Annotated in this window: 15 protein-coding genes and 5 pseudogenes; 4 read left to right on the top strand and 16 right to left on the bottom strand. The window is 63.3% G+C overall.

What is annotated here, in order from left to right; genetic code table 11:
- Positions 1-35: 35 nt before the first annotated feature.
- From NKH16_RS19180 to nifH, 9 genes and pseudogenes are all read right to left on the bottom strand, one after another.
- Positions 36-938 (bottom strand): terpene synthase family protein, encoded by a 903-nt coding sequence (locus tag NKH16_RS19180; protein ID WP_352901077.1) that lies wholly within the window; start codon positions 936-938, stop codon positions 36-38.
- Complete coding sequence (locus NKH16_RS19175) at positions 935-2,485, bottom strand: hypothetical protein (protein WP_352901074.1); 1,551 nt, start codon at positions 2,483-2,485, stop codon at positions 935-937. The genes NKH16_RS19180 and NKH16_RS19175 overlap by 4 nt, the downstream gene beginning before the upstream one ends.
- A 146-nt stretch (positions 2,486-2,631) precedes the next feature.
- Entirely contained in the window at positions 2,632-3,633 is a 1,002-nt protein-coding gene (locus NKH16_RS19170) for a polyprenyl synthetase family protein (protein WP_352901072.1), read from the bottom strand.
- Positions 3,634-3,778: 145 nt separating this feature from the next.
- A complete protein-coding gene (locus NKH16_RS19165; protein WP_352901069.1) occupies positions 3,779-5,122 on the bottom strand; it encodes a cytochrome P450 in 1,344 nt (447 codons plus the stop codon).
- A complete protein-coding gene (locus NKH16_RS19160) occupies positions 5,122-5,964 on the bottom strand; it encodes an SDR family oxidoreductase (protein ID WP_352578896.1) in 843 nt (280 codons plus the stop codon). The genes NKH16_RS19165 and NKH16_RS19160 overlap by 1 nt, the downstream gene beginning before the upstream one ends.
- A 168-nt stretch (positions 5,965-6,132) precedes the next feature.
- Positions 6,133-6,258, bottom strand: a pseudogene (locus NKH16_RS19155) (ferredoxin); the annotation flags it as partial.
- A gap of 1 nt (position 6,259) precedes the next feature.
- Entirely contained in the window at positions 6,260-7,549 is a 1,290-nt protein-coding gene (locus NKH16_RS19150; protein WP_352901066.1) for a cytochrome P450, read from the bottom strand.
- A gap of 90 nt (positions 7,550-7,639) precedes the next feature.
- The gene (locus tag NKH16_RS19145) at positions 7,640-8,842 is read right to left on the bottom strand and encodes a cytochrome P450 (protein WP_352901064.1); all 1,203 of its coding nucleotides are present in this window, start codon (positions 8,840-8,842) and stop codon (positions 7,640-7,642) included.
- Positions 8,843-8,995: 153 nt separating this feature from the next.
- Positions 8,996-9,189: pseudogene (gene nifH / locus NKH16_RS19140) on the bottom strand (nitrogenase reductase); the annotation flags it as partial.
- A gap of 1,327 nt (positions 9,190-10,516) precedes the next feature.
- Here nifH and NKH16_RS19135 point away from each other — a divergent pair.
- From NKH16_RS19135 to NKH16_RS19125, 3 genes are all read left to right on the top strand, one after another.
- Positions 10,517-11,050 (top strand): peroxiredoxin, encoded by a 534-nt coding sequence (locus tag NKH16_RS19135; RefSeq protein ID WP_023678214.1) that lies wholly within the window; start codon positions 10,517-10,519, stop codon positions 11,048-11,050.
- A gap of 69 nt (positions 11,051-11,119) precedes the next feature.
- Positions 11,120-12,556 carry an RNA polymerase factor sigma-54 gene (gene rpoN / locus NKH16_RS19130; protein WP_352857036.1) on the top strand — a complete coding sequence of 479 codons (1,437 nt, stop codon included), beginning with the start codon at positions 11,120-11,122 and terminating at the stop codon, positions 12,554-12,556.
- Positions 12,557-12,613: 57 nt separating this feature from the next.
- Positions 12,614-13,831 (top strand): MFS transporter, encoded by a 1,218-nt coding sequence (locus NKH16_RS19125; RefSeq protein ID WP_352901059.1) that lies wholly within the window; start codon positions 12,614-12,616, stop codon positions 13,829-13,831.
- 222 nt (positions 13,832-14,053) lie between these two features.
- Here the strand turns inward: NKH16_RS19125 and NKH16_RS19120 are convergent.
- From NKH16_RS19120 to NKH16_RS19090, 7 genes and pseudogenes are all read right to left on the bottom strand, one after another.
- Positions 14,054-14,831, bottom strand: a pseudogene (locus NKH16_RS19120) (ABC transporter permease); the annotation flags it as partial.
- Positions 14,832-14,976: 145 nt separating this feature from the next.
- A complete protein-coding gene (locus tag NKH16_RS19115) occupies positions 14,977-15,597 on the bottom strand; it encodes a nitrogen fixation protein NifQ (RefSeq protein WP_352857040.1) in 621 nt (206 codons plus the stop codon).
- Between the two features lie 30 nt (positions 15,598-15,627).
- A pseudogene (fdxB, locus tag NKH16_RS19110) lies at positions 15,628-15,905 on the bottom strand (ferredoxin III, nif-specific).
- A gap of 192 nt (positions 15,906-16,097) precedes the next feature.
- On the bottom strand, positions 16,098-16,823 hold the full coding sequence (locus NKH16_RS19105) for a hypothetical protein (protein ID WP_352857042.1): 726 nt from the start codon (positions 16,821-16,823) through the stop codon (positions 16,098-16,100).
- A complete protein-coding gene (locus tag NKH16_RS19100) occupies positions 16,820-19,789 on the bottom strand; it encodes an N-6 DNA methylase (protein WP_352901056.1) in 2,970 nt (989 codons plus the stop codon). The genes NKH16_RS19105 and NKH16_RS19100 overlap by 4 nt, the downstream gene beginning before the upstream one ends.
- A gap of 272 nt (positions 19,790-20,061) precedes the next feature.
- Entirely contained in the window at positions 20,062-20,274 is a 213-nt protein-coding gene (locus tag NKH16_RS19095) for a ferredoxin (protein ID WP_352857046.1), read from the bottom strand.
- Positions 20,275-20,314: 40 nt separating this feature from the next.
- A complete protein-coding gene (locus NKH16_RS19090; RefSeq protein WP_352901053.1) occupies positions 20,315-21,532 on the bottom strand; it encodes a cytochrome P450 in 1,218 nt (405 codons plus the stop codon).
- Between the two features lie 437 nt (positions 21,533-21,969).
- On the opposite strand from NKH16_RS19090, the pseudogene NKH16_RS19085 reads away from it, so the two are divergent.
- A pseudogene (locus tag NKH16_RS19085) lies at positions 21,970-22,310 on the top strand (hypothetical protein).
- The last annotated feature ends 113 nt before the right edge of the window (positions 22,311-22,423 follow it).

The raw sequence follows: 22,423 nt of genomic DNA, 5'->3' as shown, positions 1-22,423 counted from the left end.
ACGGCAGCGCGCGCACGCCGCCGCCTCCCGCGCGTTCAGGCCGGCGCACGCTGGCCTCCCCCCGCAGCGTCGCTGCGGTAGCGGCTGGTTGAGGTCTGGTAGTACTGCGCGCGGATGGCCGCCATGGCCTCGATCAACGGTCCCCACGGCGCGGGAAACCGTTCTTCCGCCATCACCCGGTGCAGCATGCGCGTATGGCCGGCCAGCTCGTCGTTGAGAAACTCCCCCACAGGCATAGTCGGATAGCGCTGCAGCAGCAGGATTGCCGCGTTGTCGGCCTCGCCGGCCGACCTGTCCTTGTCGCGTCCATGCAGATCGTTCTGCAGGCGCCCTATCGCGGAGATGAGCCGCAGGACCTGGCGAAACGCCGGACGCGCGCGCAAGGTCGCCATGTCCAGCCCCCACAGCAACGACAGGCAACAGAACACGTTCGTGTAGGCGATCGAATCGATGCCGTTGTGCAGGTACTCGGCGTAGGACCAGCGTTCCGCCCCTGCCGCCTGCGCGTGTCCCGCGCGCAGCGCCGCGCAGTAGCACCGGGTATCGTCGAGAAGCTGAGCATAGTCGCGACGATCGTAGGCGAGCGCGGCCAGCGAAGCGCGCAGCACAGCGCAGCCTTCGAATCCGGGGAGCGCGCACGGCCCGCCCTGCCCCAGCGCCTGCTCCACCGCGGCGAGCTGCTCCGGCGCGATCAGGCCAAGGTCGTTGCAATCGTCGAGCCAGAACAGCAGCGCCAGTTCGCGATAGAACGCCACGATCAGCCTTTCGTCCTGCGGATCGCGGCCGGTGCGGGCGCTGGTGTCGCGCAGGCTCTGGTGGATGCGCTGCAGGATGTACTGGCCGCCCCTGACCGCTTCCACGGCATGCTCGTCGGCGAACCCGGTCAGGGAACACCCCCACTCCAGCACCTGCTGGAGCGCACGTTCGTTCTGGATCATGGCCCCGCTCCTGCTCCCTCGGGCGAGACGCGCCGCCCCCAACGAAGCCCCAGCCACAAGCCGGCGAGTTCGGCCACGCGCACCACCCGGGTGGGGCAATACAGTTCCTTGCCGATCCACAGCGGCGTCTGCGGCAATGCATGCGCCGCGTGGCGGGCGAGCATCCACTCCAGCGCACGCGCCACCGCCTGCGCGATGCACCGGCGCCCTGTCGGCTCTTCGCTCCCGTCCAACACGTGCAACGCGAACAGCGCATAGGCGGTTTCCTCCAATGTGGACGCGCGACCGGCGCCCCAGCCGCCGTCGTCGCGCTGCGCCTGCATGAGCGCCGCCAGCGCGCGCTCGTCGCGCCATTGGGGCTTGCCTTGCGCCAGCGCAGCGACCGCATGCGCGGTGGGATACAGCCACGAAACGTGCCATTTTTCGTTGTCCCATAGACCGTGCGCGTTGCGATTGGCCTCGACGTAGGCGCTGGTGCCGGCGGCGGGCTTTCCCAACATTCGCAACGCATGCAGGGCGTGGATGTTGGTCGACACCGAGGCATTCCGCTCGCCGGGGAAGGTGACGAACAGCTCGCCGATTTCGAAATGGCGCAACGCATGGACCGCCGGGTCGCGGCCTGCAAGGCGCAGGACGCACATCGCAACGGCGGTATCGTCCGCATCGGCCGCGAAGTGCAAGGCCGGGCCCAGACCGCGCACGCCCAGGCGGGCGTCGAGCTGCGCGACGATCACTTGCACCGCCTCGGCGAGCGCGGGATGCGCGAACAGACCGGCCAGATGCAGGGTGTACAGCGACCAGCATGGCTCGAATACATTGATCGGCCAGACGTTGGGAAAGACACCTTCGATGCCGCTGCGCGTCGCCCGCGATGCCGCCTGCAGATACGCGTCGGCGCGCCCGACCTGCGGCGTGCTCCCCTGTGTCACGGCGTGCGCACGCCACGCGGCGGTGGCCGCCGGACTGATGCCGATGCTGCCGTCGTCATCCGGGCATGCGGTGGTCGGCGACGTTCCCCAGGCTTCCCAGGAGTGCAGCAACGGATGGCCGCTCGGCAACGTCGCCACCGCCCCCAGCTTGACCAGGCACGCTTGCCGCAACGGCAACAGCGCCGGGTGGCGCGGAAACGCCACCCCGCCCAGCAAGGATGCGGCCTCGCCGCACAACTGCGGCAGGATCAGCTCCGCGCCGATCGGCGCGTCTTCCGGCACCGCATGCGCGTAGGGATCGGGCTGGCGCTCGAGGAACCGGGTTGCAGCCTGGACTGCGTCGGCAGCGCCGGGAAGAGGATCGGCACGCTGCAATGCCAGCAACGCCGCCCACGTGGGCGCATGGCGGAACAGCGGGAAGTCCGCACTTCCCCATCCGCCATCGGCCTGTTGCTGCGCGATGAGCCACGCGTATGCGTCCTGCCGACCGGTGACGTTGCCGTGGAACTGCAGAGCTCGCGCCGTGTCGTAGACGGACGGACCGACGCTGCCGCCGTCCCTCATCTCGCTCAGCAGGTGGCGCAATTCGGAAAGGATCTGTTCGGACAGCGCGTTCACGCGGGATGTTCCTTCTGCAGACGGTTGACGAGAACCAGGATCGGCAGACGCCGCGCACATCGCCGCGGACTTGGACACAGTGCAGCATGCACCGCTGGCGCCGGCCGATCGCACCGGCACAGGGGCGAGTCCATGCGGACGGGCGCTCATACGTATGGCGCGGACAGATACACGTTGGCCCGCTGCAGCATCTGCGCCAACCGTTCCGCACGCGGCCCCAGGGGGGCGATGGCCTCCCCGGCGTCGCGCAACAAATCCAGCGCGAACTGGCGCGCTGCCTGCAGCCCCATGATCGACGCGCAGGTCGGCTTCTGCGCCGCCGCGTCCTTGCCGGGGGTCTTGCCCAGCGTCGCGGTATCCGCTGTCGCGTCGAGAATGTCGTCGATCACCTGCAACGCCAGGCCGAAACAGGCGGTGTAGCGATCGAGCGCACAATACAGCGCAGCGTGCGCGGCATCCTCCGCGATGGCGCATAGCGCGCCCATGCGAACGGACGCGCGCACTAGCGCTCCGCTCTTCATCCGGTGCATCGCCACGATCCTGTCCAGCTCGGCGTGCTTTCCGACCAGCGACAGATCCATGGCCTGCCCGCCTGCGGCACCCTCGGCGGACACGGCCTGCGCCAGTTCGCGCACGAGCGCGATACGGTTGTCGCCCGGCGCATCCAGGCTCGCCAGGGTCAGGAAGGCGTGCGCCTGCAGCGCATCGCCGACCAGGATCGCAGTGGCTTCGCCGAACTTGACGTGCACGGTCGGAAGGCCGCGGCGAAGCACGTCGTCGTCCATCGCGGGCAGGTCGTCGTGGACCAGGGTACAGGCGTGCATCATCTCGATGGCGGCGCCGACGTCGTCGAGCATGTGCGCCGGCGTGTCGGCCAGTGCGCCGGCAGCCAGACAGAGCAGGGCGCGGGTGCGCTTCCCGCCATGCAAGGTGGCGTAGCGCATCGCCGCCATCAGCTCTGTCTCACCGTCGAGTTTGGCGCAGAGAAGACGCGCCAGCGCCTGTTCGACCCGCTTTGCGCCGTCCTGCATCCAGATCTCCGGCAGCAGCCTGCCGGAGGCGCCGGGCGCCTGCGCACCCAATCCGCCGAGGGCGGAAACGCCAGTTCGGTCGTCGTGTAGCGTGGAACCCGTCTGCAAGTTTTTCATGTCCTTGTACCTGACACGAGATGGCCACGGCGAGCGCCAAGCCGCAGCGGTGTTGCCGGCGTCGCACCGAGCGCGTACGCTGAGTGCAGCAATGCCGCGCCTCGCCGGCGCCGCTGCCTCGCCACACGGGGCATGCGATGCCAGCTCATGAGAAGCCTATGCGGATTGCCAGGGACGGATGTGCGGTCGGGTAATAGCGCCGGGCTTTTTCGACGCCGCTCAGCAACCGCGGCCGCACCCCGGCCTTGTGCATGATCAGCGCCAAGGCGATGCAGAACTGCACCATTTCCAGCCATACCAGGTGGTAGCCGATGCAGACGTGTGGGCCGGTACCGAACTGCAGCATGTCCACCGGCCGGATCGGCTCCGTGCGTTGCAGCCACCGCGCCAGGCGGAACTGATGAGGCGCCTCGTGCAGCAGCGCCGAGGTCGAGAAATGCAGCAGAGGGATGCACAGATGGGTGCCCGCGGGAATGCGCCGTTGGCCGAGTTGCAATTCCTGCAGGGCGCGACGCGGCAGGAGCGTGGTCGCCGGATGCAGGCGCAGCGTCTCGCGGAACAGCGCCTCGGCTACCGGACACTCCGCCAGGTCCGCGTGCCGGGTCGGCACCGCGCCCACGCGTTGCGCCTCCTCGACCAGGGCGTCCCACAGCACAGGCTGCCGCGCCAGCTCGATCACCATCCAGGCCATCGTCGAGGCAGTGGTGTCGTGACCGGCAAGCAGCAGCAAGCGGATATTGGCGACCAGGACGTCATCGGAAAGAGCATCGTCGCTGCGGTCGAAGGCGCTCACCATGTCGTTGATCAACCCGGTGCGCGCGGCATGCGCGCGCGCGTCACGGACGAACTGGCGCAACTGCGCGTCGATCCAGTCGCGGGCGGCGCGGCCTCGCCGCAAGGGCAGTCCGGGCAGGTCGACCGGGGGCGCGACGATCAACTGCAGCAGTTGCCGGTATTTGCGATGCCATCCCGGCAGGTCCTGCGCGGGGATTCCCATGAGGCTGAAGATGAGCTTGAGCATCAGGTCGCCGGTTTCGCGCAGGATGGTTACGTCGCCGCGCTCGCGCCATGCCTGCACCCGCGCCCGGATGACGGGCGCGAACAGGTCGCCGATGCCGGCCTGGGTCAGCCCCTTGGGCAGGAACGCCGCCTTGATCGCATCGCGCGCTTGCCGGTGCGCGCGGCCGTCCTGGGCAACCAACGTTCCGCCAAGCAATTCGGGCGCGATCTCTTCGATCAGCGCCGAGGACACGTCCTTGTGCCGGAGCAGTGCGAACGCATCCGGATGCACGCAGGTCATCAGGTGTCCGGCAGGGCCGAAATCCAGCCAGAAGTGGCTACCCAGCGTCCTTTCTGCGCGCTGCAGCAGGCGCGGCAGGTCGCAGACAATGGCGGGAAGATGCCCGACCAGGGGGAAAGCGCCAGGCATGACCGGGATGTCGCATCGCAGCCGGTGCCGACGGTTGAGTGGGTTGAGCAGCATGTCCATCAGCAGCGCGCCGCCGCCGCCGATTCGGTGTCGCCGGCAGGGCGCGCGGCGCAGCTGTTGCCACCGTCGGCGTATGTCGGCACATGCGCCAGCATGCCGCCATCGATGCACACGACCTGGCCTGTGATAAACGCAGCATCGTCGGAGAGCAGGAACGCCACGAGCGCGGCCACGTCCTCGGGGCGGCCGACGCGCTGCAGGAGCTGGTGCCGGCGCAGATGCCGTTGCATGCACTCGTCCAGCTTGGCGAGGAGACGCTCGGTCATGACGAGACCCGGCGCAACGGCGTTGCAGCGGATCTGCGCATGACCGTATTGGGTGGCGAGCGAAGCCGAGAGCATGTTCATCGCCGCCTTCGACGCGGCGTAGGACGTCTGCGCCGTGTCACCGCTGAGCCCCTGGCACGACGACATGTTGACGATCGCGCCACCGCCGCGGGCGATCATCCGTGGGATGGCCTGCCGGCAACAGAGCAGCGTGCCGCGCAGATTGGTCGCCATGGTCTGGTCCCAGACTGCCAGGTCCAGGTCGAGGATCGCGCGGTCGCGCGGGGTCAGATGCATGGCGCTCGCATTGTTCACCAGCAGGTCGACCCCCCCGAAGTGCCGCTCCGCCGTCTCGAACAGCGCTGCCACCGCCTGCTCATCGGCGATATCCATGGCTATGGGCAGCGCGTGGCCTGCTTCGGCCGCGATCTGCGCGGTGCAGGCGATGGCCGCCGAGCCATCAATGTCGGCCACCACCACTCTGCCGCCCCCGCGCGCGATGGCGAGAGCGCATGCCTTGCCGATGCCGGCGCCGGCGCCGGTCACCACGGCCACCTTGCCTTCAAACCGTCCCATCGTGTCTCCTGAATTGCATTGGTCTTTCGCAGCATGCCGCTGGGCCTGCGCCGGAGAAGGCGCAGGGTCGGCGCTGGCGCGCTCGTCATGGCCAGCGTCGCTTTCGATCACCCGAATGGCGGCGACCGGGCACTGGTTGGCCGCAAGCCGCACGGCGGCGTGCAGCGCCTGCGGGACCGTCGCCACGCACACTTCGGCCACGCCGTCCGGTTCGCGCTGGCGAAAGATGCCCGGCAGCGTCAGCACGCACTGCCCGGTAGTTCCGCACAGATCCTGATCGACCAGGACGCGCATCTCAGCCCTCCTGCCCATGCAGCCGCACCGGCAGCGCGCGGAACGTCCTAAGGAACGCGGAGGGCTCCCGGGTCGGCTGCTCGGCCAATGCCAGCGTGGGGAAGCGCGCCTGGATCCGCGGCAGGCTCTCGGCCAACTGCACTCGGGCCAGTTGCGCACCCAGGCAGAAGTGGATGCCGTGGCCGAAGGTCAGCATGATCTTCCCGTCGATCGACATGCCAGGACTGGTGCCGTAGAACCGCACGGGATCGAAGCGGTCGGGATCGGCGAAGGCGTCCGGGTCGCGATTGCCGGCCGCGATCAGCACGCGCACGTCCGCGTTCTTCGGGATCACCACGCCGCCCAGTTCGATGTCGCGCTGGGCGATACGCGGAATGGAGCTGAACATGGCGGGCGCGTCGTAGCGCAGGGCTTCTTCGACGAATGCCTTCACCCCCACGGCATCTCCCTTCAGCCAGTGCCGCTGTTCGGGATACGCCAGCATCGCCAGGACTGCATGGCCGATGGCCGCGGCAGTGGTGGCGAAGCCGCCCAGCAGCATGCCCCAGAGCATGCTGATCAATTCCGCATCCGACAGCATCTCGGCATCGTCGTCGTGTGCGCCGACCAGCATTGACACGATGTCGTGGCAGGAATCGGTGCGCTTGCGCTGTATGAGGTCGCCGAAGTAGGCCTGCACTCTGGCGCTGGCCGCGTCCCCCGCAGCGAGTTGGGGATCGCTGGCGTGCGGGCTCAGGCCTTCCAGAATGGCGCTGATGCCGGTGACGAGCCCGAGAATGTCGTCCGGGGGCATGCCGAACAGTTCGCCGAAAACCAGCATGGGCAAGGCCAGCGCGAATTCCTGATGCAGGTCCACTGCCTCCCCGCGCTCCAGTGCGGGCGCCATGCCGTCCAGGCGCGCTGCGACAATGCGAGCGATGGTCGGCCTCAGGTTGTCGATCTGGCCGATGGTGAAATCGCGCGAGATCAGCCGGCGCAGACGCGTATGCGTTGGAGGTTCCTTCATCGCTAAAGTGGACGCCAGCAAACTTAGCGACAGGCTGGTCGCCGCACGCGGGAAATAGCGCGCCAGTTCGCCTGGTGCCGGCCCCCGAAAAGCATCGCCCGTGGCCTTGAGCGCCCAGTAGATGTCGGCGTGGCGGCTCAACAGAAAGAGGCCCGACGCCGCGCGATGTACCGGATCGTGCTCGCGCAACCACCGCATGAATGGGTACGGGTCCTGAATGCACGCTGGCGACCCCAGTTCGGCGAAGGCATCCCGGCATGCTGCCGTGGTTTCTTGCACGTCCATCTTGGTCACCTGTTGGCTGGCTGATCTGATCGGCGCGCGGCAGGCGCGCCGGCAATTCGAGAACATCGCGTTCCTGGTGGCGTCCGCGCATCACCAGAGCACCGGGAACTCCTCGAACCCGCCAGTGATGATCTCGTTGCGCAACTTCAGTTCTTCGGGCGCCACGGCCAGGCGCAGCGCGGGAAAGCGCTGGAAGATCGAACCGAACACCGCCTTGAGTTCCAGCCTGGCCAGCGCCAAGCCGATGCAGTTGTGCGGCCCGTAGGAGAACGCCAGGTGCGGGTTTTCGTCGCGTCCGATGTCGAAGATTTCCGGGTCGTCGAAATGGCGCGGATCGAACGACGTCGCCGGCAGGCCGACCAGCACCTTGCTCTCCGCGGGAACATGCACGCCCGCGATGGTCACGTCGGTCCTCGGATAGCGCATGATGCCGTCCCAGCCGGCGCCCGGCGGGTACATGCGCAGGATTTCCTCCACCGCCTTGTCCACCAGGGATGGATCGCCGACCAGGCGTTCGCGCTGTTGCGGATGGCGGAACATGGCCAGCAGGCCGAATTCGATCTGCGCGACGGTGCTCTCGTGCCCCGCCACCAGCATGCCCGCCGCCAGGCCGATCGCCTCTTCCTCGGTCGCCTTGCCCTGGTCAACCGCCGCGAGCAGATCCGTCAGCACGTTGTCGCCCGGATCCTGGCGCTTGTCCCGCATCTTGCCGCGAATGTAGGCGCGGAGTTCTTCCCAGGCCAAGCGCGACGCGCTTCGCGGGCCGCTTTCATGCTGGTGCGTCATCACCTCGTCGGACAGCCCGGCGAAAAAGGCGTGATCCTCGTAGAGCACGCCCATCAGCGCGCCAATGACCATGGCCGGAAGCGGAAAGGAGAGGTGGCGCCGCAGATCGGCGGGCTGGGGCTGGGCCGCCAGTGTCTCGAACAACTGCGCGGCGATCACCTCGACTTGCTGCGCGAGCAGCTGCACCCTGCGGTTGCTGAAGGCCGGCGCCACGATCGTGCGTAACCGGGCATGCTCGCCCCCCTCGTGCGAGACCAACCACCCCGGCGATCCGAGAATCACCGAATCCGGGGTGAATGTCGCCGGCGGCATTCCCGAGGGCCGGAACGCCGCGTCGGACAGCACCGCCTTGGCTTCATCGTAGCCTGTCACCCACCAGCCTTCGTGCCCGGACGGGAAGCGCACGCGGTGGATCGGACCGTTGGCGCGTTGCGCCAACATCTCGGGCGAGGGCTCGATGTGATCGACGCGCCACATCGGCAGCGTCGGCAAGGGTTGTTCGGACATGGTGGCACTTGATCTCTAAGCGATGGAAGGGCGGGAGGTGACCGGCAGGCGCTGCGGGCAGCGAATGGCTTAGGAAGGCATGTAGACGACGTCCTCCGCAGCGTAGCCCGATTCGATTATCAAGGTCGGCCAACGTGTAACTGCCTAGGCATACCGCGCGGCGAGATGCAGAACGTTATCCTGCGCCTTCGAGTTCAGGATAAGGCGAGTGTGGCGGGCCTTTGAGTCGCAGCCGGCCATCAAGATTTCCTGAGCAAGGGTCGACAAGGGCGGCGAGCCTGTTTGGTAGGGGGCGGTTTCGCCGAGGCCCCCTTCCCATAGAATGCTATCTGATGCGGATTTGACATTTTGCTTTTCTTTCTTCGTTCCATCGATCGCGGTGCCATCCACGAAAGGAAGGTCGGTCGGCAGCTCCCGGCCCGCAACGAAGGAGCTTCAAAACTCGTGCCAATTTGGCCGAACCAGCAGAAGAAAAAATTGTGATTGCTTTTCATCGGGTTAGCCTGAGGCCAGACAAGAGCTCGGCGAAATAGGCCGGTGTCGCGGGCCAACAAAGGCGACAGAACAGTGTCGGATAGTACGCCTCGGCGACCTTTCGGTCGGGCTTGCGACATTCTGGTCCAGTTTCGAACATAAGAGGGCGGCAAACAGACACTATTGGGAATTCGATCCTCAAGGAGTCAGGGCGCTTGCCCAAGAGCGCGCGCTCATGTTGCTGCGACAGGCGCGTGTTCGCGATAGCCGGGCCTGCGCACCCATGAACGCTAGCGGCACACGCTACGCAATGACTGGATTGCCCGCCAGCCTCAGGTAGTGCATCGGCTCCGCTTCCGGTTCTTCTTTGCCAGCCGGGGCTGAAGCGCCGAATATCCGCACCATACAGCATCGTTGTTGCCTGTGTGACGAGGCGGTATAGCGCGCGCCCGATCTTCTAAGACACGGCCTCCGAGAAGAAGGGGGCGGTCCAACAGCACCTCTATTTGAAATGGCACGCCGCTTGCTGCTCCTGGTTAGAGCACCATCAAATCACGATGAAAGCGACTTGCACCATGCCCGACGCGCGAAGCTCTAGACAGTGGCCTGAGGAGACGATGCCCGTTCCCGCTGAACATCGGGACATCGTCTCCTCCGGAAGGCCGTTCTCGGTGGCCGCTTTGCGCATGGCTGGTCCGATGCCGGCACGCCAACACGGGCCGCTCGCGCAAATGCCGTTTACCGGTTCTGATCAGCATGTGAGTGCCCAAGAGCCCCATCAAAGAGCCACCGAAGCCAAGGTCGGCGGGTCACTGGCAAACTTCGACAATACGCCGAACCAGCTCAGTAACGCGGGTCTCTTGCGTGAAGTCACATTTGAGGTCTCCACACGCGTTCGATATTGGCTACTTCGGGCCCGCTATCACTTTGTCCCGGGCACGAGCGCGAGCGATGGATGCCGCTTCCGGCGCCATAGCCGTGGAAAGATTGCCCCAGCGGCTCGACAGCCTCCACTTGCTCAGATCGATGGCGTTCGGGTGACGAAGACCAGCAGCGAAGACGTTCCCCTACATCGGGATGGAAAAGGAGGGTGCCAGCCGCGAGTGCCTCATTTCATGCCCGGCATACGAGCCTTTGCTCGGTATTGCGCCAGCCTCTGCCAGAATCCGGCGCGCCAGTTTTTTTCTGAGGAGCAAGTTGATGACCGTTCAAAAGAAGGTTCCCTTCGTCACCTTCCTCACGCGTGTTCGCGATGAGTCAGTCCAGGGCCCAAATCCATATCGCTGGGAAGAAAAGACATCTGACGACTACTTTGCCGGCAAACGCGTCATCCTGTTCTCGCTGCCTGGCGCCTTCACTCCGACCTGCTCGACCTACCAACTGCCCAATTTCGAAGAGCTCTATGATGAGTTTGAGAAGGAGGGAATTGACGCGATTTACTGCGTCTCCGTCAACGATGCCTTCGTCATGAATGCGTGGGGGAAGTCCTTGGGCCTGCATAAGGTCGAGCTCATCCCCGATGGCTCAGGCGAGTTCACACGCAAGATGGGCATGCTGGTCGCCAAGGACAATCTCGGCTTCGGGATGCGCTCCTGGCGCTACGCCGCCCTGATCAACAATGGCGTGGTGGAGCAGTGGTTTGAGGAGGAAGGTTTCTCCGACAACTGCGAGGCCGACCCCTATGGCGTCTCATCACCGCAAAACGTTCTCGAAACGCTGAAAGCCGCCGCATGACCTAGAAAACGTCTCACTGGTGCCATTGCCCGCCCCAAGAGGCTCCTCGACAGGATTATCGCGCTCACCATGCAATCCTCAGCAAGCCTGCTTCAGCGCCAGAAGCAATCGATGGTCGCATCGCCTCAACTCATTGAGTCGATTCGCTTGCTGCAACTGGCGCAAACTGAACTGCATCAGTTCGTGGAGCGGGAAATCGAGAAGAACCCGCTCTTGGAATCTGCGTCAAACGATGGCGGGCCTTTTGGCGATATTTCGATTTCGGGAGCGGATCAGCCTGTCGGCCCACGCGCAAACGCCGTTGACGGACCGACCGGGGCCGGGTCGCCTGAACGGCTCGGGCAATGGAAATCACTTCGCAACACGACCAACAACCCGCCGGGTAATGGCCCTTCCCTCGACGAGTTTGCCAGCCTCGCCGAGACATTGCACGACCATGTCGCTCGTCAGATCGCCCTCACTGCGTTCACACCACAGGAGCGGCTGATCGCTGGCCAGCTTGCCGCCGATCTGGAAGACACTGGCTATCTTCGGGCAAACCTTTTGGAACTGGCCGAGAGCCTGAATGTCCGGGAGGCTGATGTGGAACGGGTTCTCGGAACCTTGCAGCACTTTGATCCACCGGGAATTTTTGCGCGAACTCTCGGAGAATGCCTCGAAATCCAGTTGCGCCAGCGAGACCGGTTCGACCCGGCAATGGCAGCTTTGGTTGCCAATCTTGAAATGCTTGCGCGACGCGATTTTCAGGGACTGAAGCAGCATTGCGGCGTCGATGAAGACGACCTTCTCGACATGATGCATGAGATTCGGGCGCTCGATCCCAAGCCTGGAAACCGATTCCAATCCGGTGCGTCTGAATCAATCATACCCGACGTCTGGGTCACGCCCTCGCCCGAAGGCGGGTGGCAGATCGAACTTGATCCGGCCACACTGCCCAAGCTGCTGATCAACCAAACCTACTATGCCGAAGTGTCGCGTCAAACTGTCCGAAATTCGAAAGATCAAGCATTTCTCAACGAATGCTTGCAAAACGCAAACTGGCTGATCCGCAGCCTCGATCAACGCGCCAAGACGATTGTTAAGGTTGCGGCTGAAATCGTGCGCCAGCAGGATGCCTTTTTTGAACATGGCGTCGCCCATCTGCGGCCTCTCAATCTCAGGACCGTCGCTGACGCGATCGGCGTGCACGAGTCGACCGTAAGCCGGGTGACCTCGAACAAGTACATGCTTACCCCGCGCGGAGTCTTTGAACTGAAGTATTTTTTCACCGTCGCGATCGCGTCCTGCCAAGGCGGCGATGCGCACTCCGCCGAAGCTGTCCGCCATCGGATCAAAGCGATGATTGCCGCAGAATCTCCCGGCGACGTGCTTTCCGACGATGACATCGCTGTCCGGCTGAAGGAAACCGGCATCGATGTTGCGCGCCGCACCGTCACAAAATATCGCGAAGCAATGAACATCCCCTCCTCCGTGCAACGCCGCCGGGAAATGCGCTTGTGTCTTTAATGTGGGTCAAGGCAGCCAACCCCATGTTGCAGTGCCTCCAAAGTGGAGACTTCGTTCATGACCCGATCCGCGGCAGGCGACATGGACGCTGTTCTGCACGACCCAGAAAAGCCCGACCAACCGTCTGGTCCCGCATGGGGTGCGGTTATTTCGCTTTCCTTGGGCACCTTCGGGCTGGTGACGGCAGAGTTTCTGCCTGTCAGCCTGCTCACGCCGCTTGCGCATGATCTCGGTATCACCGAGGGTGCGGCTGGACAGGCGATGACGGCGACCGCTATCGTCGGGGCGATCTCGGCGCCGACGGTGGCCATCACCACAAAGCGCCTGGACCGCAGGATAGTCATGTGGGCGATGACGCTGCTGCTGATCCTGTCGGACGTTCTGGCGGCCGGCGCGTGGTCGCTCGCGGTTCTCCTGACTGCACGGGTCGTGCTCGGCATAGCGCTCGGAGGCTTTTGGTCGATGTCGGCATCACTGGCGATGCGGCTCGTTCCAAGCCACCTCCTGCCGCGCGCCATGTCGATCATCCTCACCGGCGTTTCCGCCGCTACCGTTTGCGCAGCTCCAATCGGCGCTTATGTCGGCGATATTTGGGGGTGGCGAAGCGCTTTCATGCTCGCCGCAGTCTTCGGCGCCGCTACACTGCTGGTGCAACTCATAACCATTCCGAGGCTGCCTCCGGTCGGAGTGGCTAGCTTCCGCAGCCTGCTGGATGTGGCCAAGATTCCGATGGTCAAGGTCGCGCTTTTGGTCGTCCTGCTGGTCGCTTCCGGCCACTTCGCCGGAATCACCTATATCCGCGCCTTCCTCGAGAAGATTCCCGCGCTGGATGTCGACACGATCTCGCTTGTGTTGCTTGCTTTTGGCATCGGCGGATTCTTCGGCAATTTGGCCGGCGGGCTTCTGGCCGAGTACAGTCTCAAGGCAGTCGCGGCCCTTGCCCCGCTGCTCATAGCGATAGCCGCTGTTTCGCTGCTGACCGCGGGAGCATCGGCCTCGGCCTCGGCGATTGCGGTTGCCGCGTGGGGCTTTGCCTTCGGCGCGGTGCCGGTGGGCTTGCAGACGTGGATGGTGCGGCGCGCCGTTCCCGAGCAGGCCGAAAGCGCCGGTGTGCTGATGGTCGTAGCGTTCCAAGTGGCAATCGCAGCCGGCGCGATTTTCGGCGGACTATTGGTGGACAATGCCGGGATTACCAGTGCCATTGCCTACAGTGCTGTTGCCACGTTCCTCGCCGCCCTGACAGTGTTCCTGCTCGGCCCGAAGCGCGAAACCTAGACCGCCTGACAGAAGAGGTCTCAGCAGCGCAGCGGGACGAGAGATGCAATCGCATGCACGGCGCGGGGCGATCCTCCGCACCATTGCGTTAGCGGTTGCAGGTTCGTTTCGCCGAGCGCATAGGCCGACTGGATCGCCGCGGCCGCCTGGTCCGTGTTGGCCTCCCGTGGACCAGCGCCAGCGCCTCGCCGGCTTTCACCTCCGGGCCATGGCTATCTTCGCCAGACAGGCCAACATTGCTGGCACCCTTTCCATTTGGCAACGATGAGCGCTGCCAGCGCGATGAAACCCTGGCCGGCGGTCATGTCCTTCACGAAGCCGGCATTCTGGGCGAGTGACAGGTACGCGCCGGCCTTGCCCGCCAGAACGCCGGTGAAGATGCCGCGCGGTAGCGCAGGCAGGTCACCAAAATGCCGGTGGTACCGACGGCGGCCGGATTTTCGCCGACGGCGCGAAGCCTTAGGCCGAAGCGGGTGCTAAACAGCACCAACCAGGTAGATGGCATCATCAGGGACGCGACATAGACCAGCAGCGAACGGCCCGTAGATCAGCTCGGGATAGACCGGCCCGAGCACCGGCACGCCGGGCACCCCTTCGGCCCTGGGCACACCGATCGAATCGCGGGTCTTCAGAGAGCGCCGGCGCGCGCCCTGCCGGAACCAGGCTTGGCCGAGAATGATGGTGGAGCGCGGCAGCGATGAAACGGATGGCGACGCCGAAGACGATCTGGCCGCCGCGATGGGTGATCCAGGCGAAACCGTGCACCAGCGCGAAAAATCCACGGCGGTGGCTACGGCGGCGCCCAGGCCGAGCCGGGCCGAGCCTTTAACCGCGGCCGCCGAGGCGCCGCAAAGGCGCCGGCCAGCATCTCGCCCTCGATCCCGGTGTCGAAGACGCCGGCCCGCTCCGAATAGAGCCCGGCCAGGCAGGCGAGCAGCAACGGCCAGGAGAACACCAGTTGCTCGGCGGCGATGGTGCGGGTCGGGTCCTGCACCGCCATGATGACGGCGCCCGCCGAAGCGAGCATCACGAGCAATCGGACAGCAGGCACAGCATTCAAATCCTCGAAGGCGTCCGTCGACATTCGACAAGAGACATATGGCGCGACGCGAGCGCTGGGGCTGTACGACTGACGAAAGCGGCTCTCAATCCGAGGCGATGCCGTTCTTGATCCGTGTGAGGCGGCTTTCGCCTTCCTCCGGGCCGAAGCAGCTTTCGAAATCATTGCATTCCCGGCAACTGGGCGCGCTGCACAGCGAAAAACCTTCGGCCTCGCAGAGCTTGCGGTAAAAGTATTTCTTCCATTTCATGTTTTGGGTGTTGCCGGCCGCCAGCGTCGGAAAATGCGAGGCGAGCATGCGGCCGAGCTCGGTACGATTAAAAAGGCCAAGGTCCTGCCAGAGATGGTCATTGCGCATGGCACGCCGGGCGATGATCTTGGCGAAGCGGGCGCTCGCCGGGTCGCCCGGCCGGGCATGCGCCAGCAGCAGTCCGCGCAGAAGTTCTTCCTCCAGCTCCGGCTCGGGCTCGCTCACCTCTTCCAAGGCAAACGCGTTGAGAGAAATAGCAGGGAAACTGCGGGCCAGGACATCGCGCAGCTCGGCGCGCGAAAGGCCGGTTGCCTCCGTCGCCGTCGCCTCGCCGGCCTCGATTTCCTTGAGCGCACGTGAAAGCACACAGGCAAGCACATGCTGGTCGAACCTCCTCTCCAGCTCGATCTGCGGCCATTGGCCGGTGCTGAGCCGGGCATAGTGCTGGGCAAACATGGTGCCGTTCTCCTGGTTTGTCCTATCAAGTCATGCAGCGACCTGGCCGGCCGCAACATGGGTCGGGCAGTTCTTCGGGCAGAAGCGGGCGCCAAGCTCCGCAGCCAATGCAAAGGCCGGCATGTCGACGGCCATGACCACGCGATTGAGCTCGCCACCGAAATCGTATCCTCGCCGTCGCAGACGCTGAGGATTTCACCCGCATCACCGACGCAGTAATGATGCATGACCTCGCGCGAGCAGACTTTGAGACAGCGGGAGCAGCCGATCCAGGCTCTGCCATCGATACCGGTCAGATATTGCGGCATCCGTCTGAAGCCCTCACAAGTGATGAAAGGGAGTGTCTTCGTGAATTCTCCAACCCAACCGAGCTCTTGCAGCTGCTGAGCGCACGCAGGCCAGCGCAATGCTGAAGCTGCATCCTCACTGTGCGAACAGGTGAACGCTGCGCTCCGGCCGGAGGCCATATGAACAGCGATTGAAGCTGCGCCGACCGCCATTTACGTCCGACGGGAAGGCGAAGCCTCGACCTCCAACACGAAGTGGACGACGTTTACTTCGATGTTGCCGGTCATTTCTCGCGTCGCGACCGGGATGTTATGCTTGGAGACGTGATGCTTGCGAGCCCCCAGCTCTATGGAACTGGCTCGGTCCTGGCCGATTTCGGCGAGCACTGCGGTCGATATTTTCGTGCTCCAGGTCGGGGCGTCGTGATCGACGACATAGGCGACCATGCCCCCATACGAAGAAATCGTGTAGGGATTGCTGGCGTCATCGAACCGTTTCAGCCCCCGCAGCCCGAGGTATTCCGCCTTGATTTCGCGCTCATCGAGTACGGTCTTGGCTTCGATGCGCAAATCGAGTTCGGACTCCCGCATCAAAATGATCGTGTAGTCGGTGGGCTTGGCTTGCTTGCTGATGCCGGGATCCAGGGGCCGCGGGGTCTCGCAAGCTATCGAGATGTGACGGAGATCGACGTCGCCGCTGGCGGGGTCGGAGAGTGCTTGCTGGGCGCGGCGATAGGCGAAAAGGTCCGCCAAGGCACGGCTCACCGCCTCTTCTTGCGGAATCCCGGCCTTGCCCTTGCGGAACCAGTCTTTTTTCGCTTCATACTTAGCCCGCCTGAGCTTCAGTTCGTCGGCAGCGACATGAAGCCCCCCTATGGCATTGCCGAGAAACTCCGCCCACTCAGCGTTCTGTACGGCGCCCAATGTCGAGCGGCTCACTGGACCCAACTCCGAAGAGACCGCCTTAGCGTTGCGGCATCGGTAACGGCCTGGTCGATGGTCCACGCGCTCCTAGCAGAAGTCTTGAAGATATAGGCTCCATCACCGTCCACTGTCGGGACCACTACTGCGTTGCCGATGAAGCCGTTACCCATCGGAGGCTGAACGGACTCCTCGCGGCGTATTCCGAACCGGATACTAATCGGGAAGACCTCGCCGTCTTGTGCCTGAATGTCGACGCTCATGGGCAAGCTCCTGCCGACCGCCGCCCGGAGCTCGGCCTGCAAGCGATCGACATAGCTGCGGCGCGTGGCTTCGCTAACGTTCCTTTGACTGCCTACCGGACACTGGGCGTTGGCGAAATATTGCCGGAACTCCTTGAATTCGGAAAAGGCAGCTTTGAAGTCTTTGCCGGCATCCATGGCGTCGAGGATATCCGTATCGACCTGAGTCGAACTGCCCAATGCTAGGAACTTCTCGTCCGACCAGTCCGTGAACGGGCAAGGAATTGCCAATAGATCGTTCTTCTCGAAGCGAGCCTTATCCATAAGGTAACTGGCGCCGTATATCGACGCGAAGTACCGTACTACGCCGGAATCGATAAAGGCACGGAACGCCGCTTCGAACCCGACAGGAAATGGTATGCTCTTGGCGAACTCGTCCGCTTCCATCGCCGCTACCTGGCTTTTCCTCACGATCACGTTGAAGGTCGATGGATAGAGCACCGGTTCGCTGAAATAGAGCGCCTGGGCCATGCTGCGCGGCACGAGAATGACCTCGCCTGCGAAGTAACCCCTGAATTTCGGTGTCACCTTCCGCAACTGAGCTTGCGTCAAAGCCATGATCTGAACGGACTTTTCCGATCCTTCAGCTACCGGACGGCGTGAAACACCGGCATCCTGACCGCTGCGACCTTTTCCCATCGCAAGACCCGAATTCTCTAAAAAATGCGCCAAGGTCTTGTCGTTGAAATTGGACCAAACCGTCAGGGCGTCGTGCATGCGGCGATCGAAGTCACTCAGGATAGCTTGGGTGAACCACCCGCTTTTGCCTACCCCGAAATCCTTTGCCCTCTGATATTGAACCTCGGAATCCGAGGCTAGCAAGCTCCAAACCTCGTTCGTTCTGCCACCGGGCAGCGAGGACAGAAGCGGGCGGTAAACCGCGACCTTGTCATCGGCTTTCGGCTGGCGGTTCGTGACCACGACCACGCATGCGGAGGCTTCCACGCCCGGAAACAGCTTCCTGCGAAGATGAAACAGGCTGCCGATCCAGCGCAACGTTGTCCGACTTCCGATCGCGTGCGCGAACGGGCCTGCCAACCGACCGATGACCGACCGGGCCGGAAGGATCATGGCAACAGTCGCCTCGTCGGCGGCGAACTTGAATATCGCGAGCCAGAAGAAAAGATCCGACAACCTTGCTTGACCGACAGGCACGTTCGCAAGGCTCAATGCCGTCCGGAAGTCCGCGACGCCAGCGCTTTCTTCGCCGCGCCCCTGATCCCGATTAGTGCGATCCTTCTGGCCGCTCGAGGCCGACCATGGCGGATTGCCGACAACGTGGGTGAACTTGCGGCCGAGAAACTTGGTGGCGAACGCGCTCTCGGAAACGACGTTGTCCGAAAGGTCGGGGAGGAATTTTTCGTCGCCGGCCGCCTCTACAAGCTCGTCGATCGTCGCTTGGCCGACATAATCCAGCAGGGTCAAATAAAGGCTGAAGCGACATACGTTCGCGGCCTGTGCGTGCAACTCGACGCCATGGATGCCCTTGAGCAACAGTGCCTTGGCCAGCCGGATATCCCGAGGTTTCCAGCCCTCGCGAGGCGTATACCGTTCCATCAGCCGCCGGAACGCGCCGACTAGGAACAGCCCCGATCCGGCTGCGGGATCGACTAATTCGGAGTCGGAGGTGATCGGGACGACCGCCTCCACCCGATCCAGTACGTGGTCCACCAGGTGCGGTGGGGTATAGAACACACCGTCATCCCGCTTCTGCTTAATGTCTTCGATTTTGATGAAGCGTTCGTAGATGGCCGAGATCGTTTCCGTGCGCAGGATCGAAAAGGACACGTTGAAAAAGCTGTGTTGGATACCGTCGGCCGTGATGGTGTCGCCGCAACGCACCACCCGATGGATCAGCCGGCAAAGGCCATCCGTCACCAGGTCACGCTGATCGTCTTCTATCTTGAAGACACTGCCGTTGATAGCGCCGTCGACGATGTCGAAAGCGGCCAACGCATCGCTTGCGGACCACGCCCCGTGAACGTCGTCATAGGGATTTTCGGAAAAGATCGCTTCGACGAAGGGCGGGAGCGACGGGGTGTCGTTGCCGGCCAGCTTCCGTGAAAGCCAAGCCGATGCAAGGATGCCCCGGTCCGCCAGCACGTATGTGTAGAGGAACTTGCCGATCACCGCGTTGATGAGGTTCTGATGCCCTTCCAGGACGGGAAAGTTCTTCTGGGCCAGTACGTTCAGCGCTTCAATGGCATCGACCAGCTGATTGTCGACACTAGAATCCCGATGAATATCAAGGTCGCGCCAAGTCAACGATGACGCGATCCGGTTGGCGCTGTAGTACAAAAGGGCGGCGGGCAATTCCGCAACCGTTCCGTTGAGCCGCACCTTGATAGGGTCGATTTCGGGTGGTTGGAAACCACCGCAGACAAGCACTTCGTCCGCACAGACGATCAATAGGAACGGCACGACCCCCTGGCTCCATACCGCTCGGCGCAGGTGGGCCACTTCGTCCGGAGATTCGGCACTGGCGAGATACACGATGGGCTTGAGCGACGCTGGCCGAAAACCGTCTTCGAGCGCGAAAACGCCGTGGATTTTCATAGCGCTCAGGGCCTGCCTAACGACATACGGAAGCGTCGGAAGCCGGGAAAGGTCGGCCAATTCGAAATATGTCTGGCGCTTGGAATAACCCAGCAGGTCGCGAACCGCCGTGAGGCGGTCGTGCATCCCGGGCTCCATCGTGGCCTGTTCGCTCAATTCCCTCAACTCTACGGAACCACACGGCACTTCCGCGCAACGCACGGTACAACGTCTAACCTTTTGAATCCATTAACAAATCAAAAAATCAAAAGCTCAGCGTCATCAATGACTTAGCTAGTTGCGGAACCTCAATAGGTTGTCCCTCTCCAGCCCCAGGCGACTGATGGGCGGTTTTGATCCTAAGGTGTAACTGCCCAGGAGGGCGTCTCCGGCCTTGAGGTGCTGACTTGAATGGGGTCCTATTCAACCCGCGCAGCCGGTGTACGGTCGAGTTCCAGCGCACGTTCAGGACAGCATCGCGCGCCTCGCGATGCAGGCAGCTCCTCCCCTTCCGCAACTTCAATGTCACCAGGCAGGATATAACCCTCGTCATCAAGCTTGAAGATGTCCGGCGCTTGCGCCGCGCATCGCGCGTGACCCTGGCATTTGGCATTTTGGACGATGATGCGCATGGAGCTGCCTCGATTGTCTGTGCCCCGGCTCGGGGCGGGCCTAGGACCAGTCCAGGATCAAATTTTCGATCCCGAACACATGGCCGCCAGAGGTTATGGGTGCCGTACCCTTCTTGATCCTGAAAGCCGGGATGCGCGCCAGCCACTCCTCCAGGCCAATGACAATCTCCCGCCGGGCTAGGTGTGAGCCAAGGCAACGGTGGGGACCATAGCCAAAGGCGGCGTGGCGGTTGTCCTCCCGCTCCAAATCGATCGTGTTGGGGCATTCGAATTCCGCCGGGTCACGATTGGCAATCATCGTGGCGCAGGAAACATAGTCCCCCTTCCGGATCGGCGCGCCTTCGAAGTCGATATCTTTCGTAGCCACGCGGATCAACTGAATGGGCGGATAGGCCCGCAGCAATTCTTCGGTTGCGAGCGGGATGCGGTCCGGTTCGCTCCGCAGCAATTGCTGATCTTTGAGGTTGCGCGCGAGGTACGCCAAGTCAAAGCCTATAGCTGCTGCGACCGTGTCGAGCCCAGCGACGAAGACAAGCACGCCGATGCCGCGGACTTGGGTGTCCGTCAGCCGGCGGCCCTCGACCTGTGCCTGCACGATAAAGGTCATGAAATCGTCAACCGCCTCCTGGCGGCGCATGGCTGCAAGTTCGTCGATGAATGCCACGATCGTCCGGGCAGCCACAGGTCGTTCCTTATCGTCGCCGTGGAGCAGATCTTTCCCCCAGCCGACGAATGTATCGAGTCGGTCATCGGGCAACCCCAGAAAGCGAAGAAAGGTGCTCACCGCGAAAGGAAAGGCAAAATCCTTCATCGCGTCGCAGCTTGTGCCCGATGCGACAATTCTATCGATCAGCATGATCGCTTGCTCGCGGACAGCCGGCTCCAACACCCTCACCCGCTTTGGCGAAAGCAGCGGACTGAGCAGTGAGCGAAAGACGCCATGGGCCGGTGGATCGAGCTCAAGGGGGATCGTCGGCCAGTTTTCACCCAGTATGGAGGAGAAGATGCTGCGATGGCTGGAAAAAGTCTCTGCGTCCTGCAGCACCTTCCGCTGGTCCGCGGCACGGGTGATGACCCAGGTACCCCGGCCATCTTGCGTGTTGTAGCGGGAGTAAAAGATCGGAGGCCCGTCATGTACGCAAGCGACAGCTGCGTGTGGATCCCCGTTGGGTGTTGGTGGCATCCCTGGCGATGTAAACAGGCTGAAGTCCCTCACCATTTCGGGCGGGACATGATCTGGAACGGGGTTGGTCGCCATTTTGTGTTCTCTACATTGGCGTTCATGGCTCGATTGAGATTGCACCGCTGTTCATAAAGTCGATTTCCAGCATGGGCACGTCTCTTGTCGGGCGCCTTCTAGATTCTGTCGCCTGATACAGCCCACCTGCACCAGCGCGGATGAGATCGGTTGCGAAGTCGATCAGAAGGGGCATCTCCGCCGCGCTGCGGTCATGAAGCAAAGCCGCCGCTTATCCCCGTTAGGGTTGAGAGGCTGGTCAATCACCTCTGAGCACCGTGACGCACTGCTGATGCCCTGCTGATCAAATTGTCGAAGCAAGTCGCGTGCCGGATAGGCGTACCCATGGCGCTGCACCAATCGATGCCAGCCTGCACTGGGCCCGCCGCCGCTAAGTTGATGATCACCTGTCCATCATTCTTGGGACAACGTCCGACAACCGACATCCACGGTCGGTTTTGTCGAGTCCGCGACATCGGGCTGTTCGGCTTGGCTGCTGCTGCACTGCCTTCCGGTCGACTAGCGAGGAGATCGTTCGCACGGCCCGGATTGAGCAACGACGCGATCCCGCGCAAGGATCGGGTGCGGTCCGACAGGACCCGGCGGCGCTTGCGTGCGATGATCGAAATTATCAACAAGATCGAGCCGCGCTTCGGTTCGGCGCTGATGGCGTATGCGTTGTATCGCTCGCAGCCGCTGCAAGGATTTCCGGCTAGACGGCGATGCACTCGTGCGCAGCGGTCCGGCCGACGACGAGCTTGACTGTATCGATGCGATCAATTCCGGCGTGCACACCTGACCGTCCGTATGCGCTACGACGGCAAGCTCTATCGCACATGGACCTATATTTCCTCGCGAGCCGCTGTCGGAACGTGGAGCCGAGTCCTATGGCGGCCGGTTCAATCCGAGGGC

This window comes from Mesorhizobium sp. M1307 (assembly GCF_040318155.1).
In the GTDB taxonomy this organism is placed as follows: Bacteria; Pseudomonadota; Alphaproteobacteria; order Rhizobiales; family Rhizobiaceae; genus Mesorhizobium.
Note: the sequence above shows the minus strand (reverse complement) of the source record. Positions and strands in the feature narration are given on the sequence as shown.

Excerpts from the sequence above, each read along its gene's own strand:
- NKH16_RS19150 (WP_352901066.1), bottom strand. The coding sequence starts at position 7,549 with ATGGACGTGCAAGAAACCACGGCAGCATGCCGGGATGCCTTCGCCGAA.
- NKH16_RS19095 (WP_352857046.1), bottom strand. The coding sequence starts at position 20,274 with ATGCGCATCATCGTCCAAAATGCCAAATGCCAGGGTCACGCGCGATGC.
- NKH16_RS19090 (WP_352901053.1), bottom strand. The coding sequence starts at position 21,532 with ATGGCGACCAACCCCGTTCCAGATCATGTCCCGCCCGAAATGGTGAGG.
- NKH16_RS19135 (WP_023678214.1), top strand. The coding sequence starts at position 10,517 with ATGACCGTTCAAAAGAAGGTTCCCTTCGTCACCTTCCTCACGCGTGTT.
- NKH16_RS19160 (WP_352578896.1), bottom strand. The coding sequence starts at position 5,964 with ATGGGACGGTTTGAAGGCAAGGTGGCCGTGGTGACCGGCGCCGGCGCC.
- NKH16_RS19145 (WP_352901064.1), bottom strand. The coding sequence starts at position 8,842 with ATGTCCGAACAACCCTTGCCGACGCTGCCGATGTGGCGCGTCGATCAC.
- NKH16_RS19165 (WP_352901069.1), bottom strand. The coding sequence starts at position 5,122 with ATGGACATGCTGCTCAACCCACTCAACCGTCGGCACCGGCTGCGATGC.
- NKH16_RS19100 (WP_352901056.1), bottom strand. The coding sequence starts at position 19,789 with ATGCACGACCGCCTCACGGCGGTTCGCGACCTGCTGGGTTATTCCAAG.
- NKH16_RS19170 (WP_352901072.1), bottom strand. The coding sequence starts at position 3,633 with ATGAAAAACTTGCAGACGGGTTCCACGCTACACGACGACCGAACTGGC.
- rpoN (WP_352857036.1), top strand. The coding sequence starts at position 11,120 with ATGCAATCCTCAGCAAGCCTGCTTCAGCGCCAGAAGCAATCGATGGTC.
- NKH16_RS19115 (WP_352857040.1), bottom strand. The coding sequence starts at position 15,597 with ATGTTTGCCCAGCACTATGCCCGGCTCAGCACCGGCCAATGGCCGCAG.
- NKH16_RS19180 (WP_352901077.1), bottom strand. The coding sequence starts at position 938 with ATGATCCAGAACGAACGTGCGCTCCAGCAGGTGCTGGAGTGGGGGTGT.
- NKH16_RS19125 (WP_352901059.1), top strand. The coding sequence starts at position 12,614 with ATGACCCGATCCGCGGCAGGCGACATGGACGCTGTTCTGCACGACCCA.